This window comes from Streptomyces atroolivaceus (genome assembly GCF_000717025.1).
In the GTDB taxonomy this organism is placed as follows: domain Bacteria; phylum Actinomycetota; class Actinomycetes; order Streptomycetales; family Streptomycetaceae; genus Streptomyces; species Streptomyces atroolivaceus.
In genome coordinates this window covers 150,710-163,987 of the sequence record NZ_JNXG01000002.1, presented here as the reverse complement: position 1 = coordinate 163,987, position 13,278 = coordinate 150,710, and the positions used below count along the sequence as shown (strand labels likewise).

11 protein-coding genes and 1 pseudogene are annotated in these 13,278 nt (G+C 72.5%); 6 read left to right on the top strand and 6 right to left on the bottom strand.

Annotated elements, in window-relative coordinates:
• Positions 1–5: 5 nt before the first annotated feature.
• From OO67_RS03945 to OO67_RS03935, 3 genes are all read right to left on the bottom strand, one after another.
• Entirely contained in the window at positions 6–1,277 is a 1,272-nt protein-coding gene (locus OO67_RS03945; protein WP_051709118.1) for an MFS transporter, read from the bottom strand.
• 276 nt (positions 1,278–1,553) lie between these two features.
• The gene (locus tag OO67_RS03940; protein ID WP_033297235.1) at positions 1,554–2,639 is read right to left on the bottom strand and encodes an LLM class flavin-dependent oxidoreductase; all 1,086 of its coding nucleotides are present in this window, start codon (positions 2,637–2,639) and stop codon (positions 1,554–1,556) included.
• 119 nt (positions 2,640–2,758) lie between these two features.
• Positions 2,759–3,553: an MBL fold metallo-hydrolase gene (locus OO67_RS03935; RefSeq protein ID WP_033297232.1), complete on the bottom strand. Its 795-nt coding sequence runs from the start codon at positions 3,551–3,553 to the stop codon at positions 2,759–2,761.
• A gap of 92 nt (positions 3,554–3,645) precedes the next feature.
• On the opposite strand from OO67_RS03935, the gene OO67_RS03930 reads away from it, so the two are divergent.
• Positions 3,646–4,239: a CGNR zinc finger domain-containing protein gene (locus OO67_RS03930; protein ID WP_033297229.1), complete on the top strand. Its 594-nt coding sequence runs from the start codon at positions 3,646–3,648 to the stop codon at positions 4,237–4,239.
• Positions 4,240–4,485: 246 nt separating this feature from the next.
• Positions 4,486–5,139 carry a response regulator transcription factor gene (locus OO67_RS03925; RefSeq protein WP_033297226.1) on the top strand — a complete coding sequence of 218 codons (654 nt, stop codon included), beginning with the start codon at positions 4,486–4,488 and terminating at the stop codon, positions 5,137–5,139.
• 15 nt (positions 5,140–5,154) lie between these two features.
• Here OO67_RS03925 and OO67_RS03920 read toward each other — a convergent pair whose 3' ends face one another.
• The gene (locus OO67_RS03920) at positions 5,155–6,108 is read right to left on the bottom strand and encodes an NAD(P)-dependent alcohol dehydrogenase (RefSeq protein ID WP_033297225.1); all 954 of its coding nucleotides are present in this window, start codon (positions 6,106–6,108) and stop codon (positions 5,155–5,157) included.
• Positions 6,109–6,167: 59 nt separating this feature from the next.
• Here OO67_RS03920 and OO67_RS03915 point away from each other — a divergent pair, with 59 nt between their 5' ends.
• Both OO67_RS03915 and OO67_RS03910 read left to right on the top strand, forming a co-directional pair.
• Entirely contained in the window at positions 6,168–6,809 is a 642-nt protein-coding gene (locus OO67_RS03915; RefSeq protein ID WP_033297223.1) for a TetR/AcrR family transcriptional regulator, read from the top strand.
• A gap of 140 nt (positions 6,810–6,949) precedes the next feature.
• Positions 6,950–7,237: pseudogene (locus OO67_RS03910) on the top strand (RNA polymerase subunit sigma-24); the annotation flags it as partial.
• 41 nt (positions 7,238–7,278) lie between these two features.
• Here OO67_RS03910 and OO67_RS03905 read toward each other — a convergent pair.
• Entirely contained in the window at positions 7,279–7,848 is a 570-nt protein-coding gene (locus OO67_RS03905) for a hypothetical protein (protein WP_033297216.1), read from the bottom strand.
• Positions 7,849–8,234: 386 nt separating this feature from the next.
• Here OO67_RS03905 and OO67_RS03900 point away from each other — a divergent pair, with 386 nt between their 5' ends.
• On the top strand, positions 8,235–9,137 hold the full coding sequence (locus OO67_RS03900; protein ID WP_033297205.1) for a hypothetical protein: 903 nt from the start codon (positions 8,235–8,237) through the stop codon (positions 9,135–9,137).
• Positions 9,138–9,229: 92 nt separating this feature from the next.
• Here the strand turns inward: OO67_RS03900 and OO67_RS03895 are convergent, their stop codons facing one another.
• Entirely contained in the window at positions 9,230–11,821 is a 2,592-nt protein-coding gene (locus OO67_RS03895; protein ID WP_033298656.1) for a glycoside hydrolase family 9 protein, read from the bottom strand.
• 390 nt (positions 11,822–12,211) lie between these two features.
• Here OO67_RS03895 and OO67_RS03890 point away from each other — a divergent pair, with 390 nt between their 5' ends.
• A complete protein-coding gene (locus OO67_RS03890; RefSeq protein WP_033297203.1) occupies positions 12,212–13,252 on the top strand; it encodes a LacI family DNA-binding transcriptional regulator in 1,041 nt (346 codons plus the stop codon).
• The last annotated feature ends 26 nt before the right edge of the window (positions 13,253–13,278 follow it).

The window sequence follows — 13,278 nt, the reverse complement described above, 5'->3', positions numbered from 1 at the left end:
AGCGGTCAGGAGCGCGCGGAGTCCTTCCGGGCCGCGACGACGGCCGCAGGTGCGGCAACGAAGGCGAGGGCACCGCACAGGGCGGCGAGGGCCGGGTAGCTGGTCGCGGCGGCGACGATGCCGGAGGCCAGGCCGCCGACGGCACCCGCGACGGCGATGGCGACGTCCACCAGTCCCTGGACCCTGGCCCGGGTGGCCAGGGGTGTGCTGTCGGTGACGATGGCGGTGCCGGTGACCAGGCCGAAGCTCCAGCCGATGCCGAGCAGGACGAGGGCGACGGTGATCAGGGTGAAGGAGTCGCCTGGCGCGAGGGCGGCGGCCGCTCCGGCGGCGAGCAGCGTGCCGGCCGTCACCACGCTCATGGCAGTGGTGCCGAAGCGGTCGACGAGGCGGCCGGCCAGCGGTGACGGCAGATACATGGAACCCGTGTGCAGGGCGATGACCAGGCCGGACGCGGCGGTGCCGAAGCCATGGGCGTGCATGTGGATGGGGGTCATGGTCATCACGGCGACCATGACGAGCTGGCTGAGGACGAGGACCACGACGCCGATGAGCAGGCCGGGGCCCGACCGGGAGGAGGAACGCGCGGGTGCGTCTTCGTCCGAGGTCGCGGGCAGGTTGCGGGCGAGCACCAGCGGGTCCGGGCGCAGCCACACGAGAAGGGTGAGTGCGGCCAGCGTGAACGCGACCGTGGAGAGGAGGAACAGGCCGGTCAGCTCGGGCAGGTGGAGCGCGGTCGCGAGGTGCCCCGCGGGGGTGGTGAGAAGAGGTCCGGCGATGCCGCCGGCGGTGGTCGCGACGATGACGGTGGAGGTGGCGCGGGCGCGCTGGTGGGGCGCGGCGAGGTCGGCTCCGGCGTATCGGGCCTGGAGGTTGGACGTGGTGCCGGCGCCGTAGAGGAACAGGGAGACGAACAGCAGCGCGGGGCTGCCGAGCGCGGCCGCGACGACCACCCCCGCACCGCCGAGAGCGCCGGTGAGGTATCCGGCGGCCAGTCCCGGGCGACGGCCCAGTCGCTGGGAGAGGCGTCCGATGACGACGGCGGCGCCGGCGGAGCCCGCGGTGAGCAGGGCGATGGGCAGTCCGGACAGTGAGGTGTTGTGGAGCATCTGCCCGGCCAGCAGCCCGGCGACGGTGACACCGGCGGCGAGGCCGAGGCCGCTGAGGACCTGGGAGACGAGCAGAACGGTCAGGGTGCGCTTCTGCACTGCGGATATGGCGGGAGCGAGAGCGGCGGTGGGCGGGGTGCGGGTGGGTGTGGAGGGCGGGTGGGCCATGTGGTCCGTACTTTCAGGTGCTTGGAAGACCGGGCCGGCGGGGTACCACCGGGTGGGGCGGTCCGAAGGCCGTCAAGCGGCGGTCAGGTGTGCGCAGGCCCGCAGGTCCGCGGTGGTGTGCTCGGCCAGGAGAGCGGTGCGGGACGTACGGGACGGGCTGCCGGACAAGGCGAGGACGGTTGCCACGGGAGCTCCTCGGGAACTCCTGCTACATCAGGGGGCCTTGGCGGTGAGGGGCTGTCGGCCACGAACGGGCGGAGGCCCACCCGTCCCGCGTCAGTGCGGGCTGTCGGGCATGCCGTAGGCGTCGGCGATCAGCTCGGTGGAGCGCAGCCGGGCCTGGACGGAGTGGCCGACGCTGCCGATCATGAGTTCGTCGGCGCCGGAGTCCCGCTGAACCTGGTCGAGGTGGGCGGTGACCTGCTCGGGGGTGCCGTGCGGGACGTGGGTCAGCCAACTGTCGACGGCCTGGCGTTCCTGGGCGTCGTAGGTGTAGGCGTCCACTTCTTCGGGGGACGGCAGCAGGTAGGACTTGCGCTGGAACATGCGGAGCATGGCGTGCGCGAGGGTGCCGGCCTGACGGCGGGCCTCCCGCTCGTCGTCGGATGCCGCGACGGTGAAGCTGACCAGCGCGTACGGCTCGGACAAGGCCTCGGACGGAGTGAACCGTTCGCGGTACAGGCGCAGGGCGGTCACGACGTCGCGCGGGTTGAAGTGTGCGGCGAAGGCGAACGGCAGGCCGAGCCGGGCGGCGAGCTGCGCCGAGTAGCCGGATGAGCCGAGCAGCCACACGGGCAGGCGGCCGGTGGGCGGGGTGACGCCGTTGAACCGGTCCTGGGCGGGCCCGGGAACGGCGTACACGCGGTCGGCGTAGGGGTGTTCGGCGGGGAAGTCGTCGCCGAGGAAGTGCAGCAGTTCGAGGACCTGGCGGGGGAAGTCCTCGGCGCCGCCCGCGCCCCGGCGCAGGGCGTCGGCCGTGGCGTGATCGGTGCCCGGCGCGCGGCCCAGGCCCAGGTCGATGCGGCCGGGGGCGAGGGCTTCCAGCATGCCGAACTGTTCGGCGACGACCAGGGGCGGATGGTTGGGCAGCATGATGCCGCCCGCGCCGAGCCGCAGCCTGCTGGTCTCCGCGGTGAGCCGGGACAGCAGGACGGGCGGGCTGGAGGTGGAGACGCCGGGCATGGCGTGGTGCTCGTTGATCCAGTAGCGGGTGAAGCCGCGCCGGTCGGCGAGCCGGGCGAGTTCGATGCTGCCGGCCAGCGCCTCTGCCGCGGTCCGGCCGGTGCCGGTCATGGCGGAGTCCAGGACGGACAGGGCGGCGGGGGCGGAGCCGTGGCGGGTGCCACGGATCGTGTCGGCCATGGTCGTGCGGTCCTTCGGTTTCGGGATGTGCGGTGCGTGGGGGCGCCGGCCGACAGCTGCGGCGGGTCTCTGCCGGCCGGCGCCCGGCGTGTCCGGCGAACGGCCCGGCGTACCAGAGGTCAGCCGCGGACGCCGAAGTCGACGCGGTCGGCGAGGCCGGCGGCGGCAAAGGCGGCGACGAGCTCGTCGCGGCCCTCGGTGAAGTGGGCCCAGCTGTCGTAATGGACGGGGACCACGCGGCCGGCGTCGAGGATCTTCGCAGCCTCTGCGGCCTGTGCGCTGTCCAGGACGATCACCTCACCGTCGAAGACTTCCGCGAAACGGGGCGCGCCGGCGAAGAGAAGGGCCGTGTCCACCGGGGCGAAGCGTGCGGCGATGTCCTCGACCGCGTCGAGGGAGGCGTTGTCGCCACTGACGTAGACCGTGGGCAGGCCCTCGCCGGTCAGTACGAAGCCGACGACCTGGCCGGTGATCGGTTCCACCTCCTCGCGCGGGCCGGGGCCGTGTATGGCGGGCACGCCGGTCACGGTGACCGTGCCGGGCCCGCCGTCCCGGCGCTCCAGCTCGACCGACTGCCAGTCGGCGAGGCCGGTGGCCGTCTCCCCGAGACGCTCCCCGCCGCCGGGGGTGGTGAGCGTCAGCGGGACGCCGGCGAGCAGGGCACGGCCGGAGCTGTCGAGGTTGTCGGCGTGCTCGTCGTGGGAGAGCAGGACCACGTCGACGCGGCCGAGATCGGCCGGGCTGCCGTCGGCCGCCGCCGTCTTGGTCAGCACGACGGCCGGCGCCTGGTGGTCACCGGGGCCGTCGAAGGTCGGGTCGGTGAGAACGCGCAGGCCGCCGTACTCGAAGAAGGCGGTCGGGCCGCCGAAGACACGAACGGGGAACGGGGTGGTCTGCGGGGTCTGGGAAGACACGAAAGAATTTCCTCACGGATAGATTGCGTTTCAACCGTGAGTCGGACTGTACGCATGCCTCACGGATGAACGCAACCCGTACCATGAGAAGCATGGAAGAGTTCGTGCGGGAAGAAGCCGCCCTGCCGGCGTCGCCGGGCGAGGCGGAGCACCCCGCCCTGGCCCTGGTCAACAGCGCCGTCACACTGCCCGGCGGGCACACGGCCGACCTCCTGGGCACCCCGGCCCGGGCCGAGCAGTGGCTGGCGCGGCGCGGCCTCGCCCCGGCCGCCGCCGGCCTTGCGGAGGTGTGCGCGACACAACTGCGGGCGTTGCGCGAACAGGTCAGGTCGCTGCTCGCCTCCCGGGTCGCCGGGCAGCCGGCCCTGCCCGCCGCCGTCACGGCGGTCAACGACGCCATGACCCGCGTCTCCACCGCACCACTGCTGCTCTGGGACGAGAAGACCGGCCCCTACCGGGCCACGCCCCACCCCACCACCGCGATCGTCGAGCACGCCCTCGCGGCCATCGCCGCCGACGCCGCCGACCTGCTCACCTCCCCCGACGCCGCCCGCCTGACCGCCTGCGCCTCCCCTCCCTGCAACCGCTTCCTGCTCAAGCACGGCCGCCGCCAGTGGTGTTCCACCCGCTGCGGCGACCGCGCCCGCGCCGCCCGCGCCTACGCCCGCCGCACCGCGACGGAGTGACGCGTCGTCGCCGGGCGCTCCGTCCGGCGTCACGTGCGAGTACCGGCGGTCCGACGGGGCGGCACGGGCCACTGCGTACCGACCCGTCGCGTCACCCTTGCGGAAGGCGGGCGCGGTTACTTGGCGATCGGCGCGGGGTGGAGCGCTCAGCCACCGCCACATGGTGCCGGTACCGTCCGGCCGGGCGATCGGGGATGATGACCGGATGCCCGCAGGTATGAACGCTCAGGACCGCTCAGGAGAGTCGTGATCAGGGTTCTTGTGACGGACGACGAGCCGCTCATCCGGGCGGGCATCAGGATGATCCTCTCCTCGGCCGACGACATCGAGGTCGTCGCGGAGGCGGCGAACGGCCGCGATGCGGTCGAACTCGCCCGCGCCCAGCGGGTCGACGTCGCCCTGCTCGACATCCAGATGCCCGTCATGGACGGGCTGACCGCTCTGGCCGAGCTGCGCAGGACCGCTCCCCAGGTGCGGGTGCTGATACTGACGACGTTCGGGGAGCGGCACAACGTGCTGCGCGCCCTGACCGAGGGCAGCGCGGGCTTCCTGCTCAAGGACTCGGCGCCCGCTGAGCTCATGCGCGCCGTGCGGGCGGCGGCGGCCGGGGAGGCCTATCTTTCGCCGGGAGCCACCCGGCACGTCGTGGACTCGCTGGCCTCCGGCGGGACCACGCAGCGCGCGGAAGGCGCCCGTCGCCGGCTGGAGAAGCTGACCGACCGCGAACGGGACGTCCTGGCCCTCCTGGGCGAAGGCCTGTCCAACGCGGACGCCGGCCAGCGGATCCACATGAGCGAGGCCACGGTGAAGGCGTACGTGAGCCGCATCCTCGCCAAGCTGGAATGCGAGAACCGGGTGCAGGCCGCCCTGCTGGCACGGGACGCCGGCCTCGGAGTGTGAGCGCGCGGGGAGGTGTCAGACCACCTGGATCACGTGCTTCCCCCGCACACCTCCGGCCTCCAGTGCCCGGTGCGCGTCAGCGATCCCGGAGAGCGGGTGGACGGTGTCCACCACGGGCCGGATCGCACCGCTCTCCACATGGCCGGCCAGCTCCGCGAGCAGATCGTGCTGCGGATTGCCGCTGAAGAACCGGACGCGTCCCGGGCCGTGGACCGTCGAGGCGAGCAGATAGCCGAGGCTCGCGGCCATGTGGTCGAGGTCGAAGGCGATGGAGACCATGCGTCCCCCCGGCGCCAGAAGACGCCGGAAGGCACGGTGCTCGGTGCCGACGGTGTCCATGACGACGTCGAAACGGCCCAGGTCGGACGGCCCGGTGGTGGCGTAGCTGTGGGCCTCGTCGGCACCCAGGCCCCGGACGAAGCCGAGGTTCTTCGAGCCCGCGAGAGCGGTGACATGGGCTCCCAGGGCCTTGCCGAGCTGGACGGCGATGCTGCCGACTCCCCCTGCGGCGCCGCGCACGAGCAGACGCTCGCCCGCCTTCAGCCGCGCCTTGGCCCGGAGGGCGGTGATGGCCGTCGTGCCCACGGGGAGGGATGCCGCCTCGACGAGACCGATGTTCTCGGGGGCGTACGAGAGGTTCCGGGGGCGGACCGCCACGTATTCGGCGGCGCTGCCGAAGGTGCGGGGCAGGACGCCCCACACCCGGTCGCCCGGCCGCAGTCCGGTGATCGCGGGGTCCACCTCCGCCACCTCGCCGGCGAAGTCGAGCCCGGTGCGCTGAGGGAACGTGCGGCCGGTCACCAGGCGGACGCGTCCGGCCCGGCCGTGCAGCTCACCGCCGTTGACGCTCGCCGCGTGGACGCGGACCAGCACCTGGCCCTGCTGGAGTGCCGGTACCGGGACCTTGCCCACGTAGAGCACCTCGGGAGGGCCGTAGCGGTCGTAGAGCGCCGCGCGCATGTCGTTCATGTCCTCCAGGCTATGCGGGTAAACGGATGACCCCCTCCATTTACCGTAAAGTGAGAAACATGCCTGATCAGACCTCTCACAAGCCGCCCGGTGACGGCCTCCGCGCCGACGCCCGGGAGAACCGGGCCAAGATCCTCCGGGCGGCACGCGAGGCGTTCGCCGCGCAGGGCGTCGACGTCCCCGTCGCGGCGGTCGCCCGGCGGGCCGGGGTCGGGGTCGCCACCCTGTACCGACGGTTCCCCACCCGCGCGTCGCTCGTGACGGAGGCGTTCGCGGAGGAGCTCAGCCACTGCGTGTCCGTGCTCGACGACGGGCTGGCGGATCCGGATCCCTGGCGCGGGTTCTGGACCGTGATCGAGAAGGTCTGCCTGTTGCAGGCGGCGGACCGGGGGTTCACGCAGGCGTTCCTCAAGGAATTCCCCGACCAGACGGACTTCACGCTCGAACGCACCCGCGCCGAGGAGCGCCTGGCCCTGCTGGTCCAGCGCGCCAAGGAAGCGGGTGGATTGCGCCAGGACTTCGAACCGGGCGACATCACCCTGCTGCTGCTCGCCAACGGCGGAGTCACGGTCGGCTCGGGCGAGGAGGCCGCCACCGCGTCCCGGCGCCTGGTCGCCTATCTGCTCCAGTCCTTCCGTGCGGAGGCAACCGCCCCGTTGCCGCCTCCCGCACCTCTGGGACTCGACCGGATCCCCGCCTAGGCGAACGCCGGACATCCCCACCCCGCTGCGACGCAGACCACATTTCTCCGTGTCACGGATCGGGCGGTCGTGCAGCTCACCCGGCCGACAACAGCCCCAGGGCAATCTGCCTGACAGGCCCGGGCAGGGACAAGGAAACGGTCCGCCAGGCCCTGCGGCCGGTCGTGGGCGCGTCGAGGGTGGCGACCTGGTTCGCGGCGATCGCGACGGTCCCGTACCAGGGCGTCGAACCGGCCGACATGGCCGCCGAGATGGTCGAGATCAACGGCGGGCCGGGCATGGTCTTCAGCGCGCCGGACCGCGTGATCGCCACGCTCACCTTCGACTTCGACGCCGAGGGGCGCATCTCCGCCATCCACAACGTCGCCAACCCCGACAAACTGCGGGCTGTCGGCACGGGAACGCCCTACCCGATCCGGACGCGCTGATCCCTACGGCCCGGTCGCCGGGCCGTAGGGCTCCCGACCGGCTACGGACGCTGGATCTTCCAATCTGCCACGTCCTCCGCACGGTTGGAGTAGGCGTTGGTGCAGACGTCGTACTTGCCGCCCGACGGACCGCCGCCGTTCGTCTCCAGGAAGCCGCCGTTGTCGGCGTAGAGGTTCCACAGCTGGATGACGTCGCCGGGGCGGATGCTGCCGTCGGCGGGCGTGGACCTGCGCGCGGTGATGCGCCAGCGGCCGGTACCGGACGCGCGGTCCTGGTCCTTCGACGTGGAGACGTTGTACTTGGCGCCCGCGTTGCGCTGGTCCGCCGAGGCGTGGCCGTTGGTGTCGAGGTAACCGCCGTCCCCGCCGTAGAGGTTGCGCAGCTGGATCACGTCACCGCTGACGACCGGGGTCCCGGCGGCCTTGCCGGTCGGGGAGAGTACCTCCCACGTACCGGTCCCCTCCCCTCGCGTGGGGGAGTCGGCGGTCGAGACGGCGTACTTGCCGCCGGAGTCGCTGCTGTGGCCGTTGGTGTCCAGGTAACCGCCGGCCCAGCTGTTGTAGCCGTTCTGCAGGTGGATCTTGTCGCCGTACTTCAGCTCGTTCGCCATGGTCGCTCCCACTCGGATCGGTCGACGGCATGCGACTGCCCCTGTTCCCGATACCTGCTGGTCAGGGCGCCGTCAACGGTCATCCTGGCGATCTCGTGCCGCGCCACGCCCGACCGCGCGACGGAGATCATCCGATCGGGTACGCAGGCACCGCGAGTTGACTCCCGGGGCTCAAGCCGCGGACTCCGAGCGCTCTTTCCAGGGAATGGTTGGCGGGTCTCTTCCCACCCACCCACCCTCCCCACCTGCCGAGTTGACCGTTTGTGACCGAGTTGCGACGGACCGTCGCGACGCTCTAGCGTGCGGACACAAGCGACCCCCGTCGGTGCGGGAACACCTGACAGGGGTCTGACCAACGAGATCGACGAGTGAAGGAAAACGATCTGATGGCTGTCGACCAGCTTAGTGCCGCCCCCTCCTCCGTCCACGTGCTCCCGCACCCGATGGCGAACCCCGGTTACGGCAAGCGTTCCGCTCCGGACCAGCGCCCGCGCGGTGAACGCGACTTCTCGCACCTGCCGCCCCGTGAGGCCGCCGTGGCCGCGTACATCGACCGGCTTCCGGACGGCTCCGACATCTCCGTGAAGACGCTGGCCAAGTGGCTCCCGTACGGCCAGTGCGCCCTGCGGACCGCGCTCAACAGGCTCCAGGCCGCCGGTCATCTGCGCCGGGGCAGTGAGTGCGTCGCCACCGACGAGGCCCTGCTCTGGGTGACCCGGACGTTCTTCTCCCGCACCGCGCGCGACGACGACTGGTGGGCCGCGTTCATCCGGGGCGACGTCCCGGAAGAGGCGCGGCGCCGGCCCACCCGCTCACGTGCCTTCGTCCTGCTGGCAGCCCTCGGGCGCACCGCGCCCGCGCTGAGCCTCTCGGCGGCGGAGTGCGCGAGCCTGGAACCGCAGGTCGGCGAGTGGTTCGACCGGGGCGCCACGGAGGCGGAGCTGCTCCGGGCACTGACCGACGGGCTTCCCGTACCGGTCCACCACGCGGCCTCGCTGATCCGCAGGCGGCTGACCGACAAGCTGCCCCCGCACCGGCCGGCTCCGGAACGGCGGACGGGACTGCTCACCCTGGAATGCGGCGAGTGCCGCGCACCGGGCAGTCCCGAGGCGCTGCGCGGCGGGCTCTGCGCGCCGTGCAGGGGCGAGGCGGTGAACGCGCGCCCGTGCCCACCGGGAGCCGTGCCCACCGAGGACGTACGGCAGCGGGTGGCGGTGGTCCGTGCCGGACTCGTCCCCCGGTCGGAGCGGACCGAACGCGCCCGGGGCGTGCGACGGTCCCGGCGCTGAGCCCCGCACCGGTACCGCGTACGGCGGGGGCCCGGGCACGGCGTCCCGCGAAGGACGGCCACACCCGGGCCCGCAGGAGTCGTACGCGCGAATCAGCCCGAGGTGCAGGCCCGGCCGTTCAGCTTGAACGCCCCCGGGTCCGGCGCCGGGGCCGGGGCCGAGCTGTTGAAGCCGAAGTCGACCGCCGCACCCGGCGCCAGGGCCCGGTTCCACGACAGCGGCCTGGCGCTGACCGTGCGGCCGTGCTGGGTGAACTCGGCGCTCCATGTGTGGCTCAGCCGCTGCTCACCGGGCATCAGCCAGGTCAGCGACCACGGCGAGACCGGCTCCGAGCCGGTGTTCTCCACGCGGACCGTGACCGTCGAGCCACTGTTCCACGGGTGTGAGGAGTACGTGACCTCGCACGTGCGGGCCGGTGCGGCCTGCCCACCCTCGCCCGCGTCGTCCAGGTAGGAGGCGATGAAGGCCAGCGGGGCGTTCCAGTTGATGGTGATCTCGTTGGTCGCCCAGGAGCCGATGTCGTCGATGTAGCACATGGCCGGGGCACAGCCGGTCAGCTTCTCCGCCGCCACCGGGTCGCCGGAGGCGATCGCGGTGAGGTTGGGACCGCCCGCGATCGAACCGGGCGCGGGGTGCGGCAGGGTGGAGTCGTTCTGGTGCGCCCAGAAACGGTGGTGCTGGTTCCGGGAGTCCCGCTCGCCGTAGCCGGTGACGTACGACTGGTTGAGGGGGTTGCGGCCGAGCAGGTAGTCGGCGCCGCGCAGCACGGCGTCCTGGTAGGCGGCCTCACCGGTCAGGTCGTGGGCCGTGGCCAGGACCACCATGTTGTTGAGCACCTGGCTGTTGGAACCCCAGACGTAGTCCTCACCGTTCGGCGCGTACGGCAGCCCGTACGCCTGCTCACGGGACTGCGCGGCGTAGCGGTCGGCGCCCGTGGTCACCACGGCGCGCACCCCGGTCAGCTGGGCGGCGGTCAGGGCGTTGGGGACGGTGGCCAGGGTGAGCACCCCGAGGCCGGCGGTCGATCCCCAGGAGATGCCGCCGCCCGCCGGGAAGACCTTGTCCGCGTCACCGTGCAGGGCGGAGGAGAGCACCGCCTGGCGGTAGGTGTCCTTGCCCGTCGTGGTGAACAGCTCGGCGGCGGCCCAGTAGAACTCGTCCAAGACGTCGCTGTCGCTGTACGCGCCGCCGCCGGTGCCGTCGTTCGGGTCGGCGAGCACGTCCGGGTGCTGCTTCGCCGCGCCCCACGCGGTCTCGGCGGCCCGCAGGCAGCGGTCCGCGAACGCCTTGTCGAAGGGGGCGTAGAGCCGGGCGCACTGGGCGGCCGAGGCGGCGAGGTTGAGCGTGGCGGCCGTCGACGGCGGGTGCAGCTCACGCTGCTGGGGGTCGAGGTGCGGCTTCATCGGCAGCCCGGTCCACGCGGCGTCGTGCATCTTGTGGTGCGCCATCCCCGCCAGCGGCTTCCCGGCCGGGACCTGCATCTTGATCAGGAAGTCCATCTCCCAGCGCGCCTCGTCCAGGATGTCCGGCACCCCGTTGTCGCGCTCGGGCACCCGCAGCTCACCGTCGCCGAGCTCTGCCGACTCGGCGTTCGGGGCGGTCAGGGTGCGCTCGTAGGTGGACATCAGCTGCGCCACCGAGATACCGCCGTTGACCACGTACTTGCCGTGGTCGCCCGCGTCGTACCAGCCGCCCGACACGTCCAGCCGGTAGTCGCAGACCCCTGGCTGGCAGGGGACGTCCGTGTCGCCCTTGTTGGGCGCGACACCGATGTGGCCGGCCGGGCGCGCGTACTCCTCACCGACGAGGTCCGCGTCGATCGGGGTGCCGCTGCGGTTGTGGTAGAAGTACGCCAGCGCGTCGGAGCGCAGCCCGTCGTACAGGTCGCCGCGGACCGAGAACGGCTCGCTCACCTCACCGTCGACCTCGACGGTGTACCCGTCGCCCGCCGTGGTGAGGGCGCCGAAGTCGAAGGTGTGGACACGCTGCAGCGAGCTGGGATCCTCGCCCTGCGGAACCGTCTTCCCGGTGGCGGCCGTCGTCCCGTCCTCGGCCTTCACCGTCCATGTCAGCGGCGCGTCGGCATCGGTGACGACCGTGCCGTTCTTGGGTCCGCGGGGCAGGTAGCCGACCTGGTTCACGCGGACGGGCGACCCGGTGTCCGGTACGTACACGGGCGGTTCGGCCCCGCCGCGAAGCGACACGTCGTCCAGGCAGAAGGTCGTCGCCCGCTCACCGCCGCCGATCTGCAGCTGCACCGACGCGGCCGGCAGGTCCACCGAGGCCGTGAACGTACGGGTCACCCGTGTGGCCTCCGTACCCACCGGGTCGGCGGTGGCGAGCGCCGTCGTGTACGGCTCGACCGCCTCCTGGACCCGGGTCTGGACGGTCAGGGGCACGGTCGAACTGGCCGTGTAGGACAGCTCGTAGCTCTCGCCCGCGGCGATCGGGACGTCGTTCTGGCCCACGATGACGTCCCAGGCGTTGGACGTGCCGGCGGGCACCTCGGCGCACAGCCGGCCGTCCGAGACGGCCGCCGGCGCGTTCGCCGTCCACCACCAGGGGGCGGTACCGGCGGCGAAGTCGCCGTTGACCACCTGCTCGGGGCCGGGCTCGGCGTCCTCGGCCATGGCCGTGCCGGGCGCCGCCAGCGCCGCCGCGAACAGTAAGGCGGCGGCTGACATCCCGAACACGCGCCGCCCGTACCGGGGGCGGACACGCACGGGCCGTGCGGAGAGTGGTGAGGCATTCACCGGGAAGGCCTTTCGTCGACAGATGCGGTGGGGAGCGGGGCGCCCCGTGATGGGAGCGCTCCCATTCGCATTGTGGAGGTGGATCGCGCGTTCCGCCAGGGTCATGACAGAGAATCAGGGGTTGTCCGGAGGATCGCCCCCGGCCCTGTCCGGGGGATCGCGGCCGACTCTGTCCGGAGGATCGCTCCCGGCGCCGCCCACTCCTCCGGCAATTGGTTGGAAGCGCTCTCAGCCCTGTGACGGACCCCGGCATTACGCTGTAGTCGACCAGGCGGCACCCTGTCCGCCCGTGCCGCCGCCCAGCAACGAGGAGCGCCCGCCTTGCCAGAGCAGCACCCCGGGTCCCGGCCCACCCTGGAAGCTGTCGCGGCGCTGGCGGGCGTGTCGCGTGCCACGGCGTCCCGGGTCGTCAACGGGGGTGACGGAGTCCGCAAACCGCTGGTGGACAAGGTGCGCAAGGCGGTCGAGGAGCTCCAGTACATCCCCAATCACGCCGCCCGGACGCTGGTCACCCGGCGGACCGGGGCGGTGGCCGTGGTCATCGCCGAGCCGGAGATCCGGATCTTCTCCGACCCGTTCTTCTCCCAGCAGCTCCGGGGCATCAGCAAGGAGCTGGCCGCCCACGACACCCAGCTGGTGCTGCTGATCGTGGAGGGTCCCGCGGACTTCGACAGGATCGCGCGCTACCTGTCCGGCGGCCATGTCGACGGGGCCCTCGCCTTCTCCCTGCACACCGACGACCCGCTGCCCGCGATCACCCGGCGGGCCGGGGTGCCGACGGTCTACGGAGGCCGGCCGAGCTGGACCGCGGGCCCCGGTGAAGAGGCCGTGCAGTACGTGGACGCCGACAACCGGGGCGGGGCGCGGGCAGCCGTTCAGTACCTGCGGAGCCTCGGGCGGGAGCGGATCGCGTACATCGGGGGGCCGCCCGACCAGACCTCGGCCATGGACCGCCTCGACGGTTACCGGGACATCCTGCCGGAGACGGACCCGACGCTCGTCGCCGAGGGCGCGTTCACCGTGGAGAGCGGGGCACGGGCGATGGCGCAGCTGCTGGAGCGGCGGCCCGACCTGGACGCGGTGTTCGCGGCCAGCGACCTGATGGCCTCGGGCGCCCTGCGGATCCTGCGCGAGCGCGGGATCACGGTGCCCGAGCAGGTCGCCCTGGTCGGATTCGACGACATGGACTCGGTGGCCGAGACCACCGACCCGCCCCTGACCACCGTCCGGCAGGACATCGAGGGCCAGGGCCGGCTGATGGCCCGGCTGCTGCTCAGCGGCCTGGACAGGGCCCGCACGGGGGCAGGCCGCCCGGACTCCGTGATCACCCCGACCACGCTCGTGCGGCGGGCCTCGGCCTGAGAGAGGCCGGGACCCGCCGCACACCA